Annotated in this window: 25 protein-coding genes; 24 read left to right on the top strand and 1 reads right to left on the bottom strand. The window is 42.5% G+C overall.

Translation table 11 applies throughout. From position 1 onward, the window contains the following. Positions 1-8: 8 nt before the first annotated feature. The 4 genes from EAE93_RS11575 (at position 9) to EAE93_RS11560 (ending at position 5601) form a co-directional block, all read left to right on the top strand. The gene (locus tag EAE93_RS11575; protein ID WP_332008858.1) at positions 9-2516 is read left to right on the top strand and encodes a fimbria/pilus outer membrane usher protein; all 2508 of its coding nucleotides are present in this window, start codon (positions 9-11) and stop codon (positions 2514-2516) included. A 27-nt stretch (positions 2517-2543) separates the two neighbouring features. Further along, complete coding sequence (locus EAE93_RS11570; RefSeq protein WP_040150311.1) at positions 2544-3524, top strand: fimbrial protein; 981 nt, start codon at positions 2544-2546, stop codon at positions 3522-3524. Positions 3525-3801: 277 nt separating this feature from the next. Continuing rightward, the gene (locus EAE93_RS11565) at positions 3802-4812 is read left to right on the top strand and encodes a fimbrial protein (RefSeq protein WP_214039706.1); all 1011 of its coding nucleotides are present in this window, start codon (positions 3802-3804) and stop codon (positions 4810-4812) included. Between the two features lie 45 nt (positions 4813-4857). Then, on the top strand, positions 4858-5601 hold the full coding sequence (locus EAE93_RS11560; RefSeq protein ID WP_214039705.1) for a 4'-phosphopantetheinyl transferase family protein: 744 nt from the start codon (positions 4858-4860) through the stop codon (positions 5599-5601). 76 nt (positions 5602-5677) lie between these two features. Here EAE93_RS11560 and hpaR read toward each other — a convergent pair whose 3' ends face one another. After that, complete coding sequence (gene hpaR / locus EAE93_RS11555; RefSeq protein WP_214039704.1) at positions 5678-6124, bottom strand: homoprotocatechuate degradation operon regulator HpaR; 447 nt, start codon at positions 6122-6124, stop codon at positions 5678-5680. Positions 6125-6499: 375 nt separating this feature from the next. Between hpaR and EAE93_RS11550 the strand changes: the two genes are divergently transcribed. The 20 genes from EAE93_RS11550 (at position 6500) to EAE93_RS11455 (ending at position 25410) form a co-directional block, all read left to right on the top strand. Continuing rightward, positions 6500-7132: a fumarylacetoacetate hydrolase family protein gene (locus tag EAE93_RS11550; protein WP_214039703.1), complete on the top strand. Its 633-nt coding sequence runs from the start codon at positions 6500-6502 to the stop codon at positions 7130-7132. Beyond that, positions 7129-7890, top strand: a complete 762-nt coding sequence (locus EAE93_RS11545; RefSeq protein WP_214039702.1) for a fumarylacetoacetate hydrolase family protein — start codon at positions 7129-7131, stop codon at positions 7888-7890. The genes EAE93_RS11550 and EAE93_RS11545 overlap by 4 nt, the downstream gene beginning before the upstream one ends. Next, on the top strand, positions 7890-9356 hold the full coding sequence (gene hpaE / locus EAE93_RS11540; RefSeq protein WP_214039701.1) for a 5-carboxymethyl-2-hydroxymuconate semialdehyde dehydrogenase: 1467 nt from the start codon (positions 7890-7892) through the stop codon (positions 9354-9356). The genes EAE93_RS11545 and hpaE overlap by 1 nt, the downstream gene beginning before the upstream one ends. Positions 9357-9420: 64 nt before the next feature. Further along, the gene (gene hpaD, locus EAE93_RS11535; RefSeq protein ID WP_036807978.1) at positions 9421-10299 is read left to right on the top strand and encodes a 3,4-dihydroxyphenylacetate 2,3-dioxygenase; all 879 of its coding nucleotides are present in this window, start codon (positions 9421-9423) and stop codon (positions 10297-10299) included. A 13-nt stretch (positions 10300-10312) separates the two neighbouring features. Further along, positions 10313-10699 (top strand): 5-carboxymethyl-2-hydroxymuconate Delta-isomerase, encoded by a 387-nt coding sequence (locus EAE93_RS11530; protein ID WP_110091165.1) that lies wholly within the window; start codon positions 10313-10315, stop codon positions 10697-10699. A gap of 2 nt (positions 10700-10701) precedes the next feature. Continuing rightward, complete coding sequence (locus EAE93_RS11525) at positions 10702-11931, top strand: Bcr/CflA family multidrug efflux MFS transporter (RefSeq protein ID WP_214039700.1); 1230 nt, start codon at positions 10702-10704, stop codon at positions 11929-11931. After that, positions 11921-13393 (top strand): NAD-dependent succinate-semialdehyde dehydrogenase, encoded by a 1473-nt coding sequence (locus EAE93_RS11520; protein ID WP_214039699.1) that lies wholly within the window; start codon positions 11921-11923, stop codon positions 13391-13393. The genes EAE93_RS11525 and EAE93_RS11520 overlap by 11 nt, the downstream gene beginning before the upstream one ends. A 4-nt stretch (positions 13394-13397) precedes the next feature. Continuing rightward, positions 13398-14201 carry a 2-oxo-hept-4-ene-1,7-dioate hydratase gene (gene hpaH / locus EAE93_RS11515; RefSeq protein WP_214039698.1) on the top strand — a complete coding sequence of 268 codons (804 nt, stop codon included), beginning with the start codon at positions 13398-13400 and terminating at the stop codon, positions 14199-14201. Between the two features lie 12 nt (positions 14202-14213). Beyond that, entirely contained in the window at positions 14214-15020 is an 807-nt protein-coding gene (gene hpaI / locus EAE93_RS11510) for a 4-hydroxy-2-oxoheptanedioate aldolase (RefSeq protein ID WP_214039697.1), read from the top strand. 98 nt (positions 15021-15118) lie between these two features. After that, positions 15119-16504, top strand: coding sequence for a 4-hydroxyphenylacetate permease (gene hpaX, locus EAE93_RS11505; protein ID WP_214039696.1), 1386 nt, complete (start codon positions 15119-15121; stop codon positions 16502-16504). 21 nt (positions 16505-16525) lie between these two features. After that, positions 16526-17416 carry a 4-hydroxyphenylacetate catabolism regulatory protein HpaA gene (gene hpaA / locus EAE93_RS11500; RefSeq protein WP_036807998.1) on the top strand — a complete coding sequence of 297 codons (891 nt, stop codon included), beginning with the start codon at positions 16526-16528 and terminating at the stop codon, positions 17414-17416. A gap of 313 nt (positions 17417-17729) precedes the next feature. After that, positions 17730-18038 carry a YjeO family protein gene (locus tag EAE93_RS11495; RefSeq protein WP_036808001.1) on the top strand — a complete coding sequence of 103 codons (309 nt, stop codon included), beginning with the start codon at positions 17730-17732 and terminating at the stop codon, positions 18036-18038. A 263-nt stretch (positions 18039-18301) separates the two neighbouring features. Then, a complete protein-coding gene (locus EAE93_RS11490; RefSeq protein WP_036808004.1) occupies positions 18302-18781 on the top strand; it encodes an Hcp family type VI secretion system effector in 480 nt (159 codons plus the stop codon). 2 nt (positions 18782-18783) lie between these two features. Next, a complete protein-coding gene (locus EAE93_RS11485; RefSeq protein ID WP_214039695.1) occupies positions 18784-19650 on the top strand; it encodes an RNase A-like domain-containing protein in 867 nt (288 codons plus the stop codon). 4 nt (positions 19651-19654) lie between these two features. Then, positions 19655-19975: a contact-dependent growth inhibition system immunity protein gene (locus EAE93_RS11480; RefSeq protein WP_036808007.1), complete on the top strand. Its 321-nt coding sequence runs from the start codon at positions 19655-19657 to the stop codon at positions 19973-19975. A gap of 87 nt (positions 19976-20062) precedes the next feature. Further along, a complete protein-coding gene (locus EAE93_RS11475; RefSeq protein ID WP_214039694.1) occupies positions 20063-20371 on the top strand; it encodes a contact-dependent growth inhibition system immunity protein in 309 nt (102 codons plus the stop codon). A gap of 126 nt (positions 20372-20497) precedes the next feature. Continuing rightward, the gene (locus tag EAE93_RS11470) at positions 20498-20806 is read left to right on the top strand and encodes a contact-dependent growth inhibition system immunity protein (RefSeq protein ID WP_214039693.1); all 309 of its coding nucleotides are present in this window, start codon (positions 20498-20500) and stop codon (positions 20804-20806) included. Positions 20807-20851: 45 nt separating this feature from the next. After that, positions 20852-21166: a hypothetical protein gene (locus EAE93_RS11465; RefSeq protein ID WP_036808016.1), complete on the top strand. Its 315-nt coding sequence runs from the start codon at positions 20852-20854 to the stop codon at positions 21164-21166. A gap of 405 nt (positions 21167-21571) precedes the next feature. Then, positions 21572-22318: an SDR family oxidoreductase gene (locus EAE93_RS11460; RefSeq protein ID WP_110086146.1), complete on the top strand. Its 747-nt coding sequence runs from the start codon at positions 21572-21574 to the stop codon at positions 22316-22318. A gap of 242 nt (positions 22319-22560) precedes the next feature. Beyond that, positions 22561-25410: an RHS repeat domain-containing protein gene (locus tag EAE93_RS11455; protein WP_250150989.1), complete on the top strand. Its 2850-nt coding sequence runs from the start codon at positions 22561-22563 to the stop codon at positions 25408-25410. The last annotated feature ends 92 nt before the right edge of the window (positions 25411-25502 follow it).

Below are 25502 nucleotides of genomic sequence, written 5' to 3'. Positions count from 1 at the left end.
AGTGTATTGTGAAAAAAATAATCAGTTTTGCTTTAATGATTTGTTGTTTATCGTTGCCAGCATATGCAGAGCTGTATTTCGATATCAATGCATTACAACTATCAGACGAAGACAAAGAAAATATTAATCTGGAGAGTTTGGCAAAAACGGACTCCCACATTCCAGGCGTCTATAAAGTTAATGTTATCGTCAATAAAAAGGATATCGGCGTTAAAAGCCTATCCTTTATTAACTGTGGTGAAAAACTTTGTCCTGAATTATCTATCAGTTTATTGAAAGAAATCGGGGTAAAAACAGCAAGCTTCCCAGAATTAGCATCCCTTGCTGAACAAGAGATCATTTCTCAACCGGAAAAATATATTAAACAGGCGTCAGCAGAACTGGATTTAAGCGCTCTGACGCTGATGTTGAATTTTCCGCAAGCTGCCATGCAATCACAAATCAGGGGAGATATCTCTCCTGATCAATGGGATGATGGTTTGCCGATGTTTTTCACCAATTATCATTTAACAGGAATGCAATCCTGGAACAAAAATCAAAGTGAACAGAATCAATATCTGAATTTACGTAGCGGCTTTAATTTAGGTCCGTGGCGAATTCGTCATAATAGTTACTACAACCATACCGGTACAACATCTGAATGGAAATCGCTTAAAGCCTATGCTGAACGGGATATTCGACCATTGAGATCTCGACTGGTATTAGGCGAAACATCCACCGATAGCATGGTATTCGATAGTTTCACCTTTAATGGCATTAAATTGATGTCTGATAGCCAAATGTTGCCAGATAGCCAACAAGGGTTTGCGCCTGTTGTACGCGGTATCGCGATGACTCACGCAAGAGTAGAAGTGCACCAGAAAGATAATATTATTTATCAAACTTTTGTTCCACCCGGCGCTTTTGAAATTACTGATATTTACCCCAGTAACCTGAATGGTGATCTGGAAATATCCATTTATGAAGAGAATGGCAATGTCAGAAAATTTACTCAGCCCTTTGCTGCCTCACCATTGATGATCCGTTCCGGTCAAATGAAATATTTTGCTAATATCGGTAAATTCAGCGGTGGCAAACAGGCTAGTAAAAAAAGATTTATTCAGACAGAAGCTATTTACGGGCTATGGGATAGCACCACCATTTATGGCGGAGTTATTGTTTCTTCTGACTATCAAAGTCATGCATTAGGTTTAGGACATAATTTAGGAAAAATTGGCGCGGTATCAATCGATGTCACCAATGCAGCAACTCATTTCCCAAATGGAGAAAAGAAAAGCGGACAATCTTATCAAATACGCTACAGTAAAGGTTTTACTGAAACCAATACAACGGTGACATTGGCAGGTTATCGCTACAATACCAATGGTTATTACAGCTTTAGCGATGCTAATAACTATTCCTATAATAACTATACCAATAATAACCACCAATTTACGGATAATAACAGAAATAGCGCGCCTAAAAACCGGATGCAAATAACAATGGGCCAAAGCTTAGGGCAATATGGCAGCCTTTCATTATCGGCCTGGCAACAAGATTACTGGCAAGATAAAACCAGTAAGAATCAGTCATATTCTATGTCCTATAATACTAATATTCGTGATATCTCTTTGTCATTGAGCTATAATTACCATCGTAATCGCTCAAACATTAATAACGATCAAGTATTTTCATTCAATATCAGTATTCCTCTGGATAAATGGCTGCCATCAAACAATCATAGTGCATCGGTAGATTATGATACCTCCTATAACATCAACGGCAGCAGCCAGCATTCAATGACATTATCCGGCTCTTTACTGGAACAACAGAATCTGAACTATACTATTTCTCAAAATTACAGTTATGAAAAATCAGAGAAAGAAAAAGAATCAGGTAATGCCGCTAGTTTATATTACCGAGGTTCATATGGTTCAATTAATGTAGGTTACACTACTGATCATAGAAAAAATCAGCGGGTTAATTATGGATTAGAGGGAGCGATTATTGCCCATCCCTATGGCGTTACCCTGGCGCAAAATATTAGCGAAAGCGGCTCCAGTGCTTTAATTCGTGCCCCCGGAGCAACCAATGCCAAGGTACTGAATAATACCTCTATCAGTACAGATTGGCGAGGATATACCGTTGTGCCTTATATATCGCAATATCGGGAAAATATGTTATCTCTTGATACCAATACATTCGGTGATGACGTAGATATTGATAATCCAACCACAAAGGTCATTCCAACCAAGGGGGCTTTAGTATTGGCGGATTATTCTATTCGTGTTGGTCATCGAGTATTTTTAACTTTACAACATCACGGTAAGAAACTTCCATTCGGCACAGTCATTACGGGTCCAAATGGCGTTAATGGTATGGTGAATGAAAAGGGAGAAGTTTTCCTCAGTGGTGTGAGTGACACAGCAAAATTAACAGCCGATTTAGGCGATAAACAAAACTGTCATATTCAATTTGATAGTAAATTATATCAAAAAATTAATGGTATTATTCTGACTTCATTGCATTGTCAGTAATTAAAGTAGTATTTATTCAGGGAAAGTATGAGAAACAAACTAATTATATTAGCAATATTATTATTAACATTATTCAATGTTACAAAATCAATTGCCTCATGTAAATTAAGCAAGAATTTTAAAGCAATTGATTTAAATGTTGATATAAATGAAATTATCAATTCACGTAATAACCATAACGCATATATTCTCATCGCACAATATGGACCAATGGAACTAGCTAGCAAAATAGATATTAAAGCTGACTCAGCTATTGCTAATTGTGACAGTGATGCAACAATTCTCTTTAAAACAGCACCAAATAGAATAGCATCTGCTAATAATCCTAACGATAGCGGCCTGATAAAAACAAATGCAAATAATATATATTTTTACGTAAAATACCTTGGAAGTGGAAAAAGTAATCCTGAAAATAAAAAATTAAGTTTAAAGGATATAGGTGAAGTACAGGTGTACCTTTACCAAGATGGAGATTTAACACCAGGAGATAAATTAAAAAAAGGATTAATTTCATCTTTATCAACATATGATAATAAAGAGTTAATAAGAATCAAATATGACAAAGAAAATGTCATTGAAAATACCAGTTGTATGACATCAACACCATACCGGAAACTGGTTTTAGGCCGCCATAAAATTTCTGATTTCAATGGGAAATGGCAAGCAGCAAGTAAACGTTTTTCCTTTTATATATCGATTGAATGCAAAGGTAATATTCTTCCTACCATAGTTTTTTCAGGAGAAACCATTGCAGAAGTACCTGACAAAGATAAGGATAGTGTTATTAGATTAAACAAATACGGTTCAGGAAAAGAAGCTAAAGGCGTTGGTGTTCAAATGATCCATAAAGGAGTACCTGTTGCTATGCGAAAACCGATTACAGTCACTCCTTCCGGTAGGATCGGGGTTTATTCTATTCCCCTTTCCGCTCATTACTATCAAACTGATGATACCATAACAGGTGGAACCGCTAATGCATCAGTGCAATTTACAATTGAATACAAATAGCTTTACAAACCATATAATTTAACTTAAATTATTAACATCACGATAACATTAGAAACAAGAGACATTTTCCTCAGTGATGTTAATAATACAGCAGAATTAAAACCTGATTTAGACACTAGATAAAGCTGCCATATTAATTTCACTAATAAATTATATCGGGAAGATAATGGCGCTACTCTCGCTTCGTTGTATTATTAATAAATCGCGTTATTAGTAAATTGCGTTATTAGTAAATTGCGTTGTCAGTAATTAAGAATAAATCTCAACAGGCATAGATATGAAATCTTATTTACGGTTATTAATTTCTGCTGTTTTACTGTTTAGTATCAATAAAGTATATGCTGCTTGCATCTCAGAATCCACAACGAGTAGCGGCACTGTATATTTTGATTTAAATTCACTTAAATTAAACTTAAATACATCAAACACTAAAAGTATTCATGTCGCCAGATTTAGTGCTGAACAGTTAGCTAGCAGTATGGGGCTTAATATAAATGATCCTATTTTTTCATGTGATGACAACGGATATTTGGTTTTTGGTGAAAGTGTTTATCCTAGCATGGCAGGTAATACGGAGCATGGGACCGGAAAATTAACAACAGGTATAGATAACCTCTATTTATATTTTGTTGCTTCTACCGGTAATTTAAATAATATGAAATATCCCACAATGGATGGCAGAAGTTATATCTATTATCCTCCAGAAAAGAAAAAAATCACCTGGAAAGATATCGGTGATATTGATGTTTATCTCTATAAAGAAGGCGCAATTAAATCGGGAAGATCACTACATGCTGGAATAATTTCCCTATTACAAACATCGAACGGCATCCGTCTAATAACAATAAGAAATAAAACAAGATATCATGTTACTGCTCAAGGCTGTATGGCGCTATCTGGCGATCAAACCGTTAGATTTCATGATGTTTATAGTTCTTCGTTTAAAGGAAAAGGAACAACTGCCGGTCATGCTGATTTTAATATCGGCATTGAATGTACAGAAAGAATCGAACCTACCATTACATTTTCAGCAAGAACAATCAATGGCGCCCCAGAGAGTATTATTCAATTAAACAAAGATAATCCAACAAATACAGCAAAAGGGGTTGGTGTGCAAATCTTATATATGGGAACACCCGTTCCTATTGGGAAACCATTTGTCGTCGGTCATTCTGACAGGAATGCTCGTTATAATTTACCTTTCACTGCCCGCTATTACCAAACCGATGATAGAATAACAGCTGGAAAAGCTAATGCCACAGCACATTTTACCGTTCAATATGAGTGATATTAAGTATAGACTGTAGGATATTTCATTATCAGGATAATCAACATGGAACAGACAGTTATACACACCAATCAAGCGCCGCTGCCAGAATATGACAACGGATTTATCACTCAAATCGAGTATGGAACGGTTGTTAATAACCCCCAAGTGCATTTCTGGCAAACTCGTTTTGAACTTTCACATTATCACGATGAATTGTTCAATCAATTAAATCTCCCCTTCCCTGCTACATTAGCTAAAGCCGTCAAGAAACGGCGGGCTGAATATCTGGCGGCTCGTTATTGCGCCAGACAACTTTTAGCGCAATTAGGGCAACCGGAATTTAATTTGATCTCCGGTAATGATCGCGCTCCAATCTGGCCGGAAGGTATTTGCGGTTCTGTTTCTCATTCAACTCATTGTGCAATTGTGCTGGCTGCGCCGCAAACTCATAACAGATTAATTGGTGTCGATGTAGAAGCTATCGTCGATCGTCAAAATATGGATGAAATCACAAGAATGATTGTGAATGACAGGGAAATTCAACTGCTAAAACATTGTCATTTACCACTTGAACAAGCGTTTACCCTTGCTTTCTCTGTAAAAGAGAGCTTGTATAAAGCGCTATATCCACAAGTAAAACGGTTCTTTGGCTTTGAAGCGGCTGAAATTACTGCCCTATCCCTAGAAAATAATGAAATAACATTAATGTTGCGGGAAACGCTCACCCATCATTACCCAACAGGCACAATATTTCGTGGGCAATTTATTATCTACCCACAGGAAATATTAACGTTAGTTATTCAATAGCCAAAACTGATAATTGCTGATTCTGTTCAGCAATTTTACTATTATTCATTACCATCATTTTCAATAAAGATGCTATTTATTTAATATCCTTTTCCGTATTTATCTGTGAGTTATTGCCCACAGCAATTAATTCTTCCAACAAAGCTGAAAGCTGAACCAGTTTTTCCGGCGAAAAGGCTTTTTCAATAGCCTGATATCCCTGTTCCACCTGCTCTTTCGCCTTTTCATAAAGTTTCTGACCATCCGGGGTTAAAGAAACATAAAGTTTACGTTGGTCATTCATCGGTTTAAGACGAAAGATCAAGCCATCACGCTCCATGCGAGTCAATATCCCAGTCAAACTTGGGCGAAGAATACAGGTCTGGCAAGATAAATCATAAAAATCAATCGACCGATTATCAGCCAGGACACGGATAATACGCCACTGCTGTTCAGTCAAATTATGACTTTTAAGGATTGGGCGAAAAAAACCCATCGCGGTTTCTCGCGCTTGAAGTAATGCAATTGTCAGAGATTCATGCATGGGTAATGAAGGCTCTTATTTAGTTAATTACTGATTTACGAGTGCTATCTCACTCTATAACCACAATAAAAAAGACTAGCACGTCCCTCAATCAACCACAAAGAAAAAATCATAAAAATATTAATAAGTAAATAAAAATAAACTCTGAAAATCAGGTTAATAAAAGGTTAATACAGGAGCAATCACTTTATCCACAAAAAGATTAACACACTGATTAATAACGATAAAAAATAAATTTAGTAGAGATATTGTTACTGAGATCACAATTAAAATTAACAAACACATTAACATATTGCAACAGTGCGCCTTGTGGTTTATTAATATATTAATAAATGCATCTTAAAACCACCAGTTTAAGTTCATGAGGAATCGTTAATGAAAGGCACTGTCTTCGCCGTAGCCCTCAACCATCAGAGCCAGGTAGATTTCTGGCATGACTCATTTCAGCAAGCACCGTATAGCACTTTACCTAAGACACCTGTGTGGTTTATTAAACCACGGAATACCGTTATCACCTCCGGTGAAGCGATTCCCCATCCGGCAGGTGAAGAGGTTCAAAGCGGCGCGACGCTGGCATTAATAATAGGTAAAACCACCCGCAAAGTTGCTATCGAAAACGCAGCCGAATATATCGCAGGTTATGCATTAGCTAATGAAGTCAGCCTGCCTGAAACCGCTTTTTATCGTCCGGCAATTAAAGCTAAGTGTCGTGATGGTTTTTGTCCTATAGGCCAAATGGCTCATCCTGAATCCATTGATGCGTTAGATATCATTACCGAAATCAATGGTCAGGAAGTCGATCGCTGGTCAACCGCCGATCTGGTGCGTTCAGCCACGGAATTAGTCGCAGCATTAAGTGATTTCGCAACCCTCAAAGAGGGAGATGTGATCCTGCTTGGGACGCCACACCAACGTGTCGCTATCAAACCGGGCGACAAAGTTGTTATTCGGGCAGCAGGTTTCCCATCACTGGAAAATCAGGTTGTGCAAGCGGGAGAAAAAGCATGAAACACGCAAGAGTTCACTATCAAGGTTGCGATTTGATTGTTACTGTCGATGAACAGGAAAATGTCTGTCTGACAGATGGCAGCAAAATCAGCGGCGAATCCGTCCAATGGTTGCCCCCCGCAAACGGTACCCTGTTCGCCCTCGGTTTGAATTATGCTGATCACGCCACCGAGCTGGAATTTAAGCCCCCCAAAGAACCGCTGGTTTTTATCAAGGCCGCCAATACGCTGACCGGTCATCGTCAGGTCTCCGTTCGCCCTGATAATGTGGAATACATGCATTATGAAGCGGAGCTGGTTGTTGTCATCGGCAAAGCCGCCCACAAAGTCACCAAAGAACAGGCGATGGATTACGTTGCCGGGTACACCGTCTGTAACGATTACGCAATCCGTGACTATCTGGAAAATTATTATCGCCCTAATCTCCAGGTAAAAAGCCGCGATACATTGACGCCCATCGGTCCGTGGTTCGTCGATAAAGAAGATGTACCCGATCCACATAATCTGACACTAAGCACCTGGGTTAATGGTGAATTACGTCAACGCGGTACAACCGCTGATCTGATCTTCAATATTCCATTCTTGATCGCTTATCTAAGTGACTTTATGACGTTGCAACCGGGAGACATGATCGCCACCGGTACGCCAAAAGGATTATCCGATGTGGCGCCGGGAGATGAAGTTATTGTTGAAGTTGAAGGTGTTGGGCGTCTGGTCAACCGTATTGTCAGCCAGCAAGAGTATGAGGAGAGCCTGTAATGACCATAATTAACCATTGGATCAACGGCAAAAACGTCAGCAGTAAAACCTATTTTGAAACAACAAATCCTGCTACCGGCGAAGTGCTGGCAGAAGTCGCTGCCGGTGGTCAAGAGGAGATTGATCAAGCCGTCGCCGCCGCCAAGGAAGCATTCCCCAAATGGGCAGATCTGCCGATGAAAGAGCGTGCACGCCTGATGCGCCGTTTGGGTGAGTTGATCGATGAAAATGTGCCTGAAATCGCCGCAATGGAGACCAAAGATACCGGTCTGCCCATTCATCAAACACAAAATGTCCTGATCCCACGCGCTTCTCACAACTTCAACTTCTTTGCTGAAATTTGTCAGCAAATGAACGGCCATACCTATCCCGTTGATGACAAGATGCTCAACTATACGCTGGTGCAACCCGTCGGCGTTTGCGCGCTGATTTCCCCGTGGAACGTGCCCTTTATGACCGCCACCTGGAAAGTTGCCCCTTGTCTGGCGCTAGGTAACACCGCAGTGCTGAAAATGTCAGAACTCTCCCCATTAACCGCAAACCGTTTAGGCGAATTGGCACTAGAAGCCGGTATCCCTGCCGGTGTGCTGAATGTGGTTCAGGGATATGGCGCTACCGCCGGTGACGCGCTGGTGAAACATCACGATGTACGCGCGGTTTCGTTTACCGGCGGTACCGTAACCGGCCGTCAGATTATGAAAAACGCCGGCCTGAAAAAATATTCAATGGAGCTAGGAGGAAAATCCCCGGTTCTGATTTTCGAAGATGCTGATATTGAACGGGCACTGGATGCCTCTCTGTTCACTATTTTTTCTATCAACGGTGAACGTTGTACCGCAGGTTCACGTATTTTTATTCAGCAAAGTATCTACCCTGAGTTTATTAAGCGTTTTGCTGAACGCGCTAATCGTTTACGGGTGGGTGATCCACAAGATCCAAACACTCAGATCGGCGCACTTATCAGCAAACCGCATTGGGAAAAAGTCTCCGGTTACATCCGTCTGGGGATAGAAGAAGGCGCCACGTTGCTGGCTGGCGGCCCAGATAAACCGATTGATTTACCGGCGCACCTAAAAGAGGGCAATTTCCTACGCCCAACGGTTCTGGCGGATGTTGATAACCGTATGCGAGTTGCTCAGGAGGAGATCTTCGGCCCTGTCGCCTGCCTGCTGCCATTCAAAGATGAAGCAGAAGGTCTGCGCCTGGCAAATGATGTGGAGTACGGTCTGGCTTCTTATATCTGGACGCAAGATGTCAGCAAAGTATTGCGTCTGGCCCGTAATATTGAAGCCGGCATGGTATTCGTCAACACCCAGAACGTCCGTGACCTGCGTCAACCATTCGGCGGCGTGAAAGCCTCCGGCACCGGCCGTGAAGGCGGTGAATACAGCTTTGAAGTGTTTGCTGAGATGAAAAACGTCTGTATCTCTATGGGGGATCATCATATCCCGCGTTGGGGAATTTAACCGTTTCATCAGCGTTAACCACGGCGAATTCCGGTTCGCCGTCCTGATATCAAATGAGGATTTTATGGGTAAGTTAGCGTTAGCAGCCAAAATTACACATGTGCCATCCATGTATCTGTCTGAATTACCGGGAAAGCATCACGGTTGCCGTCAAGGAGCCATTGATGGTCACAAAGAGATTAGCCGCCGTTGTCGCGAAATGGGGGTCGATACCATTATTGTGTTTGATACACACTGGCTGGTGAATAGTGCCTATCACATCAATTGCGCCGACCATTTCTCCGGCATTTACACCAGTAATGAATTACCCCACTTCATCCGGGATATGAGCTATGAATATGACGGCAATCCTGAATTGGGACAAATGATCGCAGAAGAAGCACGCAATGTCGGCGTGCGTGCTCAAGCGCATGAAATCCCAAGCCTGAAACTGGAGTATGGCACGCTGGTTCCAATGCGTTACATGAACAGTGACCGGCATTTTAAAGTTGTCTCTGTCTCCGCATTCTGCACTGTCCATGCTTTTGAAGATAGCCGTCGTCTTGGGGAAGCGATTCTGAAAGCGATTGAGAAATATGATGGCACCGTGGCGGTACTCGCCAGCGGTTCCCTTTCTCACCGTTTTATTGATGATCAGCGTGCCGAAGAGGGCATGAACAGTTACACCCGAGAATTCGACGAACAGATGGATCATCGGGTAGTTCAGCTCTGGAAAGAGGGCAAATTCAAAGAGTTCTGCAAAATGCTGCCGGAATATGCAGATTATTGTTATGGCGAAGGCAATATGCACGATACGGTGATGTTATTAGGACTACTTGGTTGGGATAAGTATGACGGTAAAGTGGAATTTCTGACTGAATTGTTTGCCAGTTCCGGCACCGGGCAAGTCAACGCTGTATTCCCTCTACCTGATTACATCACCAATAAACCCGCTATCGCCTGATTTGGAGCAACCTATGCCACATTTTTATGCTGAATGTACAGAAAACATCCGTGAACAAGCCAATCTGCCAGAGTTGTTCGCCAAAGTGAATCAGGCGCTGGCAGATACCGGCATTTTCCCATTAGGCGGCATACGCAGCCGCGCCATCTGGCTGGATACCTGGCAAATGGCCGACGGTCAACATGATTATGCATTCGTCCATATGACACTAAAAATCGGCACAGGACGCAGCCTCGAAAGCCGTCAACAGGTTGGTGAGATACTGTTTCCTCTGATCAAACAACATTTTGCCTCGCTGATGGCCCAACGTTACCTTGCTCTCTCTTTTACGATGGAAGAATTAGACCCGGTATTGAACTACAAACAAAACAACGTCCACGCCCTGTTTCGTAAGGAGTAGTGATGCCGAAATCTTTTCATCAGCATCCTCCTCGTTGGTTAATCCCTTTATTAGGCGCGCTAGTGGCCTTCGGGCCTCTGTCGATTGATATGTACCTGCCAGCCTTGCCGGAAATGGCAAGGCAATTACAGGCAACACAAGGGCAGATGCAACATACCTTAGGCGTATTTTTCGCCGGTTTCTGTATTGGCATGCTGTTATACGGCCCACTGAGCGACCATTTAGGGCGCAGAAAACTGCTGCTTAGCGGTATCGCATTATTTGTCGTCGCCAGTGCGTTGTGTACCTTGGTGACACAAGTTGAACAGCTGATTTTACTACGCGCATTACAGGCATTCGGCAGTGGCGCCGCGGTGGTCATGGGCAGAGCTATCGCCCGTGATATCTATAGCCCACAGGAATTACCACGTGTGCTATCGCTCATGACTTTAGTGACCATGATAGCGCCACTTATCGCCCCATTACTCGGTGGCTTCTTGTTAACCTATTTCAATTGGCAGGCCATATTTACGCTATTGGGCCTGTTCGGTTGTATCAGTGGAATATTATTACTATTTTTCTTGCCAGAAACGCTGCCCGCTCAGAGTAACAATGGAAAACTTATCACCGCGTTTAAAAATTACGGCAAATTACTGACTGATGGCGAAGCTATGGCAACTATCGGCACATTGGCATTTACTTGCGCCGCCATGTTCGCATTTATCAGTGGTTCCCCTTTCGTCTATATCAATTATTTTCAGGTTCCGGCGAATTACTACGGATTACTGTTCGCCTGTAACGCATTAGGCATGATGGCAATAGTGCTGCTTAATGTCCGTTTACTAAAAGTCTACGATGTTTCTCGTCTGTTATTTATCCAAACCAGTGCTCAATTACTGTTCGGCATCTTACTGGTTATCTTTTATCAGCAAAGTCTGACTGTAGTCGTCATTTTGGTCGTACTGTTTATCTCGCTGGTTAATGCCATTGGTACTAACAGCCTCTCTTTATTACTTCAACATCGCGGTCAACTTGCCGGCAGCGCCAGTGCGCTCGCTATTTCCGCGCAATTCGGTATGGCCGCACTCGCCAGTGTCGCCGTCTCTTTACTACAAGATGAAACCCCTTTTGCTATGGCCTTTGTGATGGCAGTTTGCGCTGGATTGTGTTGGTTATGCCAGCAGCTAGTAACTTTCTACCAGCGAAAACTTCTCACACAAGTGTCTTTAGGAGAAAAAAATCATGACAAATGATGTAAATACAGAATTACTGCGTCAACAAGCTTATATCAACGGGCAGTGGGTTGATGCCGACAACCAAGCAACGTTTAAGGTGACTAACCCGGCAAATGGTCAAGTTATCGCCCATGTCAGTAATATGGGTGCGGCTGAAACAGAACGTGCAATTGCAGCCGCTCAACAAGCCCTGCCTGCCTGGCGAGCAATGACAGCCAAACAACGCAGCCAGATTCTGCAACGTTGGTTTCAGTTAATGATGGCAAATCAACAGGCGCTGGCTGAATTGTTGAGCCGGGAGCAAGGGAAGTCACAGGCAGAAGCTATGGGCGAGATCGCTTATGGCGCCAGTTTCATCGAATGGTTTGCGGAAGAAGGTAAACGCACCTACGGTGAAACGATCCCAAGCCCGATGCCTGGCCGACGGATCGTCACGATCAAACAACCTATCGGCGTTGTGGCGGCGATCACTCCGTGGAACTTCCCCAATGCCATGATCACCCGCAAGGTTGGCCCTGCGCTGGCTGCGGGCTGCACGGTGATCCTAAAACCCGCCTCGGAAACCCCACTTTCAGCTCTGGCTCTGGCCGCACTAGCGGAACAAGCAGGCATTCCCGCCGGGGTATTCAACGTGGTGACTGGAGTCGATGCAAAAACCATCGGTGGTGTTTTGACCCAAAGCCCGATTGTTCGCAAACTCTCTTTTACTGGCTCAACCCGTATCGGCAAATTATTGATGGCACAAAGTGCCGACACCGTGAAAAAGCTATCGCTGGAATTGGGCGGCAATGCGCCATTTATCGTTTTTGACGATGCCAATATTGATGCCGCTGTACAAGGAGCGTTAATAGCTAAATTCCGCAACAGTGGTCAAACCTGTGTTTGCGCTAACCGAATTTTGGTTCAGGAAACCATTTACGACGCCTTCGCCGAACGTCTGGCACAAGCGGTCAATAAGTTGCAGGTCGGCCCGGCCAGCGATGCCAAATCACAACAAGGCCCACTGATCAATCAAGCCGCCGTCGATAAAGTAGAAGAACATATCAACGATGCCGTTTCCCGTGGCGCACGCATATTGGCCGGGGGTAAACCACACGCTCTGGGCGGTCTGTTCTTCGAACCTACCGTACTGGCTGATGTCAACGAATCCATGCTTATCTCCCAAGAGGAAACATTCGGGCCTGTTGCTCCTCTCTTCAAATTCCGTGATGAAGCAGAAGCCATCCATCTGGCGAATGATACTGAATTTGGTCTGGCGGCTTATTTTTATTCCCGCGATATCGGCCGGATCTACCGTGTGGCAGAAGCGCTGGAGAGCGGCATGGTCGGGATCAATGAAGGTTTGATCTCTAATGAAGTCGCCCCATTTGGCGGCATTAAACAATCGGGCTTAGGACGTGAAGGTTCACGTTACGGCATCGAAGATTATCTGGAAGTGAAATACCTCTGCTTCGGCGGCATAGAGGACACAGGAGTTTAACCGCATGTTACAGAAAGAAGTCGTATCACAGGTTGCACATCGTCTGCATCAGGCAGAAAAAAGCCGTGAACAAATACGCCAGATCTCATTGGATTACCCTGAAATCACCATCGATGATGCTTATGCTATTCAGCGTCACTGGGTGGAGTTGAAAATTGCCGAAGGTCGGGTACTCAAAGGCCATAAAATTGGCCTGACCTCAAAAGCGATGCAAGCCAGTTCACAAATCAGCGAGCCGGACTACGGCGCTCTGCTGGACGATATGTTTTTTCCTGATGGCAGTGATATTCCATGCGATCGCTTTATTGTGCCCCGTATTGAGGTTGAACTGGCATTTATTCTGGCAAAACCTTTGCGTGGCCCGAACTGCACCCTGTTCGATGTTTACAACGCGACCGATTACATCATTCCCGCGTTGGAACTGATCGACGCCCGTTGCCATAACATCGATCCGGAAACCAAGCGTCCACGCAAAGTGTTCGATACGATTTCTGACAATGCCGCCAACGGCGGCGTCATTATGGGCGGCCGGCCGATTAAACCTGATGCGTTTGATCTGCGTTGGATCAGCGCCCTGCTCTATCGCAATGGCGTGATTGAAGAGTCCGGCGTCGCGGCTGCGGTACTTAATCATCCGGCCAACGGTGTCGCATGGTTGGCAAACAAACTGGCGCCACATGGCGTTCAGCTTGAAGCAGGACAAATCATTCTCAGTGGATCGTTTACCCGCCCGGTTCCAGCCAATAAAGGGGATACCTTCCATGTGGATTACGGCCCCCTCGGCGCTATCAGTTGCCGTTTTATTTAAGGAGGAAAAAATATGGATCGGTTAACCAATAAATTTAAACAGGCATTAAAAGCAGGCCAGCCACAAATCGGTCTATGGTTGGGGCTTTGTAACCCCTATAGCGCTGAATTAGTGGCCGGAGCCGGTTTCGACTGGTTACTTATCGATGGCGAACATGCGCCGAACGATGTTCAGACGATTTTAAGCCAATTGCAAGCCATCGCCCCTTATCCAAGCCATCCCATTGTGCGCCCGCCCTGGAATGATCTGGTCATCATTAAACAACTACTGGATATCGGCGCCCAAACTTTATTAATCCCCATGATACAAAACGCCGAACAGGCTTATGAAGCGGTTCGCGCAACCCGTTATCCACCGGCGGGTATCCGTGGCGTGGGCAGCGCTCTGGCAAGAGCTTCTCACTGGAACAGAATTCCTGATTATCTACATCGCGCCAACGATGAAATCTGCGTTCTGGTGCAGGTAGAAACCCGTGAAGCACTGCGTAACCTGCCGGAGATCCTCAAAGTCGAGGGTGTGGATGGTGTCTTTATCGGCCCGGCGGATCTGAGTTCCGATATGGGCTTCACCGATAATCCGCATCACCCCGAAGTAAAAGCCGCAATTGAACAGGCAATCGGCCAAATCAAAGCGGCGGGTAAAGCGCCGGGCATTCTGATGTCAGCGCCCAATATTGCCGAGCATTACCTGAAACTCGGCGCACTGTTTGTTGCCGTTGGTATTGATACCACTTTACTGGCTCGTACAGCGGAAGCGCTGGCAGCACGATTTATCAAAGATACAGAACTGCCGACAGCACCTTCATCCGGTGTTTATTAATCTCAACCAATACCACATTAACAACCGATTTACCCGACAACCTTTTGATTTGCCATGACCATGTAATACAAATAAAAAAGCAATTAAGGAAAATGATAATGAGCGATTCATCAACCGCTGCGCAACAACCGGGTAATCCCGCGGTTCAACATAAGCAACTCACGGCACAACAGCAATCCGTCATTAACAAACTATTCCGTCGCCTGATTATTTTCCTATTCGTCTTATTTGTATTCTCGTTTCTGGATCGAATCAATATCGGGTTTGCCGGTTTGACAATGGGTAAAGATCTTGGACTGAACGCAACTATGTTCGGTCTGGCGGCAACGTTGTTCTATGCCACTTATGTCATTTTCGGTATTCCTAGCAACATCATGCTCAGCATTGTCGGGGCGCGACGCTGGATAGCGACTATCATGGTGTTTTGGGGGATCTCCTCCACTGCCACCATGTTCGCCGCCGGACCAACCAGTCTGTATATCTTGCGTATGCTGGTCGGTATCGCCGAAGCAGGTTTCGTGCCGGGTATCCTGTTATACCTGACTTACTGGTTCCCGGCTTATTATCGCGCCCGCGCCAATGCGCTGTTTATGGTGGCAATGCCGGTAACGATGGCGTTTGGTTCTCTGGCTTCCGGTTATATTCTGGAAATGGATGGCCTCCTGAACCTTCACGGCTGGCAATGGTTATTCCTGTTGGAAGGTTTTCCTTCAGTGCTATTGGGAATTGTCGTTTGGTTCTATCTTGATGATTCGCCAAAGCGTGCTAAGTGGCTGACAGATGAAGACAAAAAATGCTTACAAGAGATGATGGATAACGACCAGCTCGCTCAGATTCAACCGGCAAGTTCATCAACTCATCAGGCCATGCAAAAACGCGGCATATGGCGTGAGATTTTCGCGCCGATCATGCTGATGTATACCTTAGCCTACTTCTGCCTAACCAATACCCTGAGTGCGATTAATATCTGGACGCCACAGATTGTGCAAAGCTTCAATCAAGGCAGCAGTAACATCATGATCGGCATTCTGACCGCTATTCCTCAGTTTTGTACCATCATCGGAATGGTTTACTGGAGTCGCCGTTCAGACCGGCTACAAGAACGTAAAATGCATACGGCTCTACCCTATCTGTTCGCCGCTGTGGGCTGGATATTGACCTCATTGACCCACCACAGCGTCATTCAGCTCATTGGGATTATTATGGCTTCAACCGGCTCATTCACCGCGATGGCGGTCTTCTGGACCACGCCGGATCAAGCTATCAGCTTACGCGCAAGAGCGATCGGCATTGCGGTTATTAGCGCCACAGGTAACATAGGTTCAGCACTCAGCCCATTATTAATCGGCTGGCTGAAAGATCAGACCGGGAGCTTTAATACAGGTCTCTATTTCGTTGCCGGGTTACTGGTCATTGGCGCAGCCATTATCTGTCTGATCCCGATAAAACACGCCAGACAGAGAACAGCGCAGCAATTTCAATAAAAATAAAAAGGAAAAACCATCATGACTGAGCCTATCATTGCCAATATTGATATCAGCAAGGATTATGATGAAACCCAAGGCACTGATGATGTGCATTATCAGACCTTTGGCCGAATGGCGGCATTTTTTGGTCGTAATATGCAGGCTCATCGTCACGATGGTTTCTTCCAACTTCATTTTTTGATCACCGGCCATATTGAATTACAGTTGGATGCTCAACACTATTCTGTACAAGCACCGCTGTTTATTCTGACTCCGCCCTCCGTTCCTCACGCTTTCTTCACTCAAGATGACAGCGACGGATATGTCCTTACTGTACGGCAAGATCTGATATTACCGTTATTGGAATCACTCTATCCGGCCAATAAAGATATTCTTGATATTCCGGCTATTTGCTTATCTGTCGCCGATAAACCGGAAGAGCTGGCCGCTTTTAATCACTATTGGGCGTTAATCGCCCGCGAATCATCTAATAACTTTATCGGTCGAGAGCAATCGCTGACATTCCTGGCACAAGCTATATTCACACTGTTATTACGCAATATTCCTCTTGATGACCACCCGATTAATGGCGTGCGAGGAGAAATTAAATTGTTTCAGCGCTTTAACCAATTAATAGATAATTATTATCATCATCATCTTTCCGTACCGGAATATGCCCATAAGTTAGATATTACAGAATCGCGATTAAAAGATATGTGCCGTCGGTTTACCAACCGCCCACCGAAACGACTCATCTTCGACCGTCAACTACGTGAAGCCAAACGGCTATTATTATTCAGTGATTGCCCGGTATTTGAGGTTGCTTATCAGCTCGGATTTAAAGATCCAGCCTATTTTGCCCGCTTCTTTAATCGATTAGTTGGCTGCTCTCCTAGTCATTGGCGAGAAAGAAATATTCACGAACAATAAATATCCATGCTAATTATACCAATCCCGGCATTTTATTCTGCTTGTTCAGCAAATCTCGTGCTATTAATTCGTGCTAAACTTACTCATTTTTATTACAAAATCTCTTCCAAGAATTAAAATTCTGAATATACTGAGACTCTGTAACCCACTGGAGCTTTGTGAAGGATAAATGATGGCAACCGGAGTGCCGGTATAAATAAATTAATTTAAGAAAAGGAAACACAACATATGCAAAATCCTTACTATATGACAGGCGAATTCGGATTCCCACCTTTTGATGTCATAGACTTCATATAATCATGAGAATTCGAGAATGAGCAAATCAGCAGTTTTAAATATCACTTATGCTATCTTTTGTGCATTATTTATATATATGATGTCATACTTAGAAGAAGAGCATTATATCGGTGGTCAGGATATAGATAATCTCTGTACTGTTTACAGAGAGCTGGTAGATGATAACCGTGATGTATTTGCTCCAACATGTTTACTGATTATGTCCCCCTTAATTTATGCAACTGTAAAAAAAAGATTCAAATCACTCTCTCTTAATATCATTACATTCGCCTTGCTAGGATACTGGATATGGCGTTTTTTCATCAGATTAATAGTATGTACTTAAAATAATCTCAGATATTCAGGTAGCGGCTACTGAGTAGCTACCTGAATGTCAGCTTACGCTATTCGATTATTACAAACATGCCATCTGGATACCGGCTTTTTAATCCCCCTCTTAAATACTTTGATGCCATGTTTATAAGTATTCTGATTTTATTATTCTATTCCCCTTACAAATGTAAATTATTCCAAATTTATAAATTTTTGGTTGACTTTTATACACACCCTACAATAGAGTCGAAAAAATTTCATTTAGGAGCAACTAACATGGCAAATATTATTTATCTAACATTGAAAGGCAAAAAACAGGGGCTGATCTCCGCTGGCTGCGGCTCCTTAAACTCTATAGGAAATAATTACCAGCACGGCCATGAGAATGAGATTTTTATTTACTCGCTTCAACATTTAATGACAAAGGAACAACACGTATCCCATCATCCGGTTATGGTAGTAAAACCCATCGATAAATCTTCGCCTTTATTGGCGCGAAGCTTCGATGATAATGAAGAACTGGAATGTTTATTTGAAAACTATCGCACATCACTAACCGGAGGATTAGAAAAAAACTATTCTATCAGGCTAGGCCACGCCTTGATATCCAGCATAAAAAGCAATTATCCGCATTCCAGAGACAGTAATGCCAGCGTACCACAGGAAATCATCTGTTTTACTTACAAAGATATCACGTGGAACAATCTTGCTTGTTCAACCGGTTCTTATAGCTTCTGGGATGACAGGATTTATTGACGATGAATAATGCCGCTTATTTAACTGATACTCCTGTTGATTCAGAATCTGAGAATGGATTACGCATTGTTTTATCTCCGGTCCAGCTAGCGGCAATTTTGTCAGATAATACTATTACCGAGGAAGAGACCTGGAGTAATAGAATATTAGGTGGCGCGGGTTTAGCGGCAGGAGTCGTTGAACTCATTGGTGCCGGCGCTCTTTGTCTAGCGCCCGATCCTTCAACCCTAACCAAAGCTGCCTGCGTTATTATCGGCGCACACAGTCTTGACGTAATGAATGCTTCTGCCAGTCAAGTAATTACTGGCAGAGAAACCATGACGGAAACTTATCGTGAGGCGGTAAGATTAGCAAAAGAATTTGGTGCTGATGATTATACCGCTTCTGAAATAGGACTCACCGTTGATATTGCTGTACCGTTGTCATTTGCTTCAATGGTGGGGGCCGTTAGAGTTGCCTCTGTACGAGTAGGCCGAATTAAGTTAATTGAACATGAATCACCTACAGGCTTAAAACCCGGTGGACATACTTTGGCTAAACATGTTGGGTTATCGGAGCAGGAGTTGAGGGAGAGGCTAGAAAATAACAAGACGATATCTAGAGCAAGTACTTTTTACAATCAAGAGGTGGCAGAGCAAGTGATTTCGGAAGCTCTAAAAGCAAATAGAATACACTTAGAGAATTGGGCTAAATATGTCCCTCCAACAGTATCGGCACCTATTGAATACATTTCAAGTACCTCTATTGGTTTTGGTGTTACGAAAGGGTCGAAATATGTAGAAAAGTTATATAAAGTCAGGGTTGTTCTAAAGTATTCTGAATACAATGGTAAACCATTCTATATATTAACAGCATTTCCAAAGGCTTAATTTAATGAACGGACGATATCCATTTCTAGATATTTTAATGCATGCTTATTTTAATCAGGACTTCGATATAATATCAGGTCCTGAGCTTGATGATGTTATAAATGACTTTCTTAACGATGCATCTCAGGGAATGATAAAAGGGTTAATAGAAGAAATCAATGATCTTATTGACACATCTCAAGATGTAGAAAAAGAATTTGACTCTCTCTATTATGATGCTGACGTTCTCCCCGAAGGGTGGAATATGACAGCACTTGAGTTTTTAACGCATGTGTCAAATAAGTCACAAGATTACTTAAACGAGCATACTGAACAAGATGAATAATTAAGGCATTATGAGTTTAACGACAAATAATATTATATATTAACTAACAGCATACCCCAAATTCAATTAAAGTTGATGGAAATAAAAATGGACAGACAATATCCACTGCTAGATAATTTAATATACGCCTATTTCAATCAAGATTATGAAATAATATCTGGCCCTGAGCTTGATGATGTCATAGATGATTTTTTTAGTAACACAAACAATAGAATGAAAAGAGAAGTAATAAAAGAAATCAACACATTCATATGTAATTCCGAAGATATAGAGAAAGAATTTTACTTTATCTATTCTGATGCTGACGTTTTCCCTGACATATGGGGCCTCACAGCGTTTAAATTTTTAGAGCACGTGTCAAAAAAAGCACAAGATTACATAGATAAAGACGAGTAACTAAAAATTTTTTCACATAGCAACAAACAAGGAAGTTTAATCAATAAGAATAGTTTATATATTTCAAGCAATTCTATTGGTTTCGATTACTAGGAGATCGCAATAATATGAAAGGCCACAATTAAAATGACCGGACAATATCCATTCTTAGACATCTTAGTAGGCGCTTATTTTTGCCAAGATTATGACTTATTGTATGGAAAAACGATGGATGAAGTCATAAATTGCTTTCTTAATGTTGCAACTCAGGAAATGATAAAAGAATTAATAGAAGAGATTGATTCTTTTATTAACACTTCAGAAGATATAGAGAAAGACTTTGACGCTCTCTACTATAGTGACTTTGACCCAGATTTTTGGGACACTGCCACAGCACTTGGCTTTTTAAACTATGTATCCAAAAGAGCACAAGAATATTTGGATAAAGATGACTAATCATAGTAATTTTTAATGTGACAGTAAATAAAGAGGTTAAATATAATGGACATGAGAGAAAAATGGCTGTACATAGATAAGATGAAAAATGCTGTTGAGAAGAATGATTATGAATCATTTCAAAGAATATTCAATGAGCTACAAGGGAATTATCTTAATATTGCACCACTAATGTTATTAAAAAATATTAATAATCTTATCCTTAGTGCTAAAAATATAAGAGGATGTTTTAGAACTCATTATTATGGCTCAGCTAATCCACAGTTATGGGAAACTATTTCCGCCGTATTAGAACATCTGAATGAATCATCTAAAATAATGCAAAATTATATGAATAAACACCATGAAAAGGATAAATAAATCAACCTTGAATCCATAAGATATTCAAATAAAAAACGCTTTTGAAGGTGATTAATTATATATTATACTTCAAAGGCGTCATTTATTAACCAGATCTTAAAAACGTTAATTACAAACAAATTCATTTTATCGTCAATAAAAACAAAAATATATAATATTGTTTTCTCATGACTTCCACTATTATAAAAATTCAACTTCTATCTTTATAAATATATTCCCACAATACCCATAACATAGCAATTAGATTATTTCATTCTTAACTAAAAAATTATATAAATAATAATAAAGACATTGGAAATATCCCCATGCCATATGCAATAATTTGATTTTTATTCAGTTTTACTTTACTAATACTGGTTCGTTTGATATTTAATTTCTTAATATAAAATTGTAAATGTGAACATTATGCAAAAAATTACATTAATTACCGGTGGATCGCGTGGTATTGGTCGAGCAACCGCTTTTTATCTGGCAGAGAAAGGGCATCACATTGGTATTGGCTACCACACCAATCAAGATCAAGCGCTGGAAGTCATCGAAATTATCCGTCGGATAGGTGGTAAAGCTATCGCCATTCAGGTCGATGTCGCTGATGAAAAACAAGTTGTAGAACTCTTCCAGAGAACCGATGCCGAACTCGGATGCATCACCGGTTTGGTAAATAACGCCGGGATATTAAAACCACAAACATCGATTGAACAATTAACCGCTCATCGCTTGCATGATATTTTTGCCACCAATGTCATAGGCAGTTTTCTCTGTGCACGGGAAGCAGTTAAAAGAATGTCTTTCCGACATGGTGGTCACGGTGGATCAATTGTCAATGTTTCATCCGCAGCATCCCGACTGGGATCACCGCACGAATATATAGATTATGCCGCATCGAAAGGGGCGATCGATACTTTGACTATTGGCCTGTCTCTGGAAGTGGCAGATCAGGGAATTCGAGTTAATGCCGTTCGCCCCGGATTTATTTATACCAATATGCATAGCGATGGCGGCGAGCCAAATCGAGTTGATCGGGTGAAGAATTCCTTACCAATGAAACGCGGCGGACAACCGAAAGAAGTGGCACAGGCTATCTCCTGGTTGCTGTCGGATGAAGCTTCATATGTAACAGGAAATTTTATCGATCTGGCCGGAGGGAAATAACGTTTAAAACAAGTATAAATTAAGCTGAATTTACCAATACATAAAGTAAAGAGATCAGAAAATAAAAGGCGTTCCATATTTTCAGTCATTTTAAATCACTATTTAGCATCTATCATTAATTAGGTGAATTAGCATATCCATAGCAGTGATGATCACTGTTATCGATGTCAAAACACCTATTCAGCTTAATGCAGATAAAGCTGTGATGACAGAAATTCTTAAATATAACAAAGAGGTAAATCATGAAAAACATTGACCCAAAACTTTATCAACATACGCCCACCGTTAACGTCTACGATAACCGTGGCCTGACCATTCGTAACATCGACTTTCACCGTGACGTCGCGGGAGGCGATACAGATACTCGTATTACCCGCCACCAATATGATACCCGAGGACACTTGAGCCAAAGCATTGATCCACGGCTGTATGACGCCAAACAAACCAATAACTCGACAAACCCCAACTTCCTCTGGCAATACAATCTCACCGGCGACACTTTGCGGACAGAAAGTGTCGATGCCGGCCGTACCGTAGCCCTCAATGATATTGAAGGCCGTCAAGTGTTGATTGTAACCGCAACCGGCGCCATTCAGACCCGACAATATGAAGCCAATACCCTGCCCGGTCGTCTATTATCCGTAAGTGAACAAGCCCCCGGAGAACAGACTCCCCGCGTTACTGAGCATTTTATTTGGGCTGGTAATACACAGGCGGAGAAAGATCATAATCTTGCCGGCCAGTATGTGCGCCACTACGACACAGCAGGAGTGACGCAACTGGAAAGCCTGTCATTGACAGAAAACATCTTATCTCAATCCCGTCAGTTATTAGCCGACGGTCAGGAAGCAGACTGGACAGGTAACGATGAAACCCTCTGGCAGACCAAACTCAATAGCGAAACTTACACGACACAAAGCACCTTTGATGCTACCGGCGCTTTGCTGACCCAAACCGATGCAAAAGGCAACATGCAACGTCTGGCTTACAACGTGGCAGGACAATTACAAGGTAGCTGGCTGACATTGAAAAACCAAAGTGAGCAAGTCATTGTCAAATCCCTGACCTATTCCGCCGCAGGCCAGAAATTGCGTGAAGAACACGGTAATGGCGTTATCACTGAATACAGCTATGAACCGGAAACTCTACGATTGATCGGTACCACTACTCGCCGTCAATCAGATAGCAAGGTGTTACAAGATCTACGCTATGAACATGATCCTGTAGGGAATATTATTAGTGTCCGTAATGATGCAGAAGCCACCCGCTTCTGGCGCAATCAGAAAATAGTCCCTGAAAATACCTACACCTACGATTCCCTGTATCAGCTTATCAGTGCAACAGGACGTGAGATGGCTAACATCGGCCAGCAAAGCAACCAACTTCCTTCGCCAATCATCCCTCTTCCTACTGATGAAAACTCATATACCAACTATACTCGCAGCTATAATTACGATCGCGGCGGCAATTTGGTTCAAATCCGGCACAGTTCCCCCGCCGCCCAAAATAACTACACCACAGATATCACCGTTTCGAATCGCAGTAACCGGGCAGTGCTGAGTTCGCTAACCTCAGACCCAACACAGGTGGAGGCACTGTTTGATGCCGGCGGACATCAAACAAAATTGTTACCGGGGCAAGAGCTGAGTTGGAATACACGAGGTGAACTAAAACAGGTAACGCCAGTCAGTCGCGAGAGCGCCAGCGATCGGGAATGGTATCGTTACGGCAACGACGGCATGCGACGGTTAAAAGTCAGTGAGCAACAGACTGGCAACAGCACGCAGCAGCAACGAGTAACTTATCTTCCCGATCTGGAGCTACGTACAACACAAAATGGGACTACTACATCAGAAGACCTGCATGCTATTACCGTGGGAGCAGCAGGCCACGCACAAGTGCGAGTTCTACACTGGGAAACTACGCCACCAGCCGGTATCAATAACAATCAGCTTCGCTATAGCTATGATAATTTGATTGGTTCCAGTCAACTTGAACTGGATAACGCAGGACAAATTATCAGTCAGGAAGAGTATTATCCATTTGGCGGCACAGCATTATGGGCAGCAAGAAACCAAATAGAAGCCAGCTACAAAATCCTCCGTTACTCAGGTAAAGAACGCGATGCTACCGGGCTCTATTATTACGGCTACCGCTATTATCAGCCGTGGGTTGGTAGGTGGTTAAGCGCCGATCCGGCTGGAACAATCGATGGACTGAATCTATACCGGATGGTGAGAAATAATCCGTCAACACTGGTTGATATTTCTGGGCTTGCACCTACGAAATACAATATTCCCGGATTTGACTTTGATGTAGAAATAGATGAGCAAAAAAGATCTAAATTAAAACCAACGTTGATAAGAATCAAAGATGAATTTTTACATTATGGTCCTGTAGATAAGCTGTTAGAAGAAAAAAAACCCGGCCTCAATGTACCAGAGGAGCTATTTGATAGAGGTCCATCCGAGAATGGAGTGTCAACATTAACTTTCAAAAAAGACCTACCGATAAGTTGTATTAGCAACACAGAATATACCCTTGATATCTTATACAACAAACATGAGACTAAACCATTCCCTTACGAAAACGAAGCAACAGTTGGCGCAGATCTGGGAGTAATAATGTCCGTGGAGTTTGGAAATAAATCAATAGGTAATGCCTCTGACGAAGATTTAAAAGAAGAACATCTCCCATTAGGAAAATCCACAATGGATAAAACAGACCTGCCAGATTTAAAACAAGGGCTAATGATCGCGGAGAAGATAAAAAGTGGAAAAGGGGCATATCCTTTTCATTTTGGTGCTGCAATAGCTGTTGTATATGGTGAGGATAAAAAAGTAGCCGCTTCAATTCTGACAGATTTATCTGAACCTAAAAGAGACGAAGGCGAGTATTTGCAAAGTACGAGAAAGGTAAGCGCAATGTTTATCACAAACGTCAATGAATTTCGCGGCCATGATTACCCAAAAAGTAAATATAGTATCGGATTAGTTACAGCTGAAAAACGTCAGCCAGTAATAAGCAAAAAACGTGCAAACCCGGAAGAGGCCCCTTCATCATCCAGAAATAAAAAATTGCATGTACATTAATCTCTGTGCCTTAATCAAGGCTCCGGTACATAAACTCATATATACCCTATGGATTTCAAGATGCATCGCGACGGCAAGGGAATGAATCCCCG

The organism is Photorhabdus akhurstii (assembly GCF_018448925.1).
GTDB lineage: Bacteria > Pseudomonadota > Gammaproteobacteria > Enterobacterales > Enterobacteriaceae > Photorhabdus > Photorhabdus akhurstii.
This window is presented reverse-complemented; position numbering and strand designations above follow the sequence as displayed.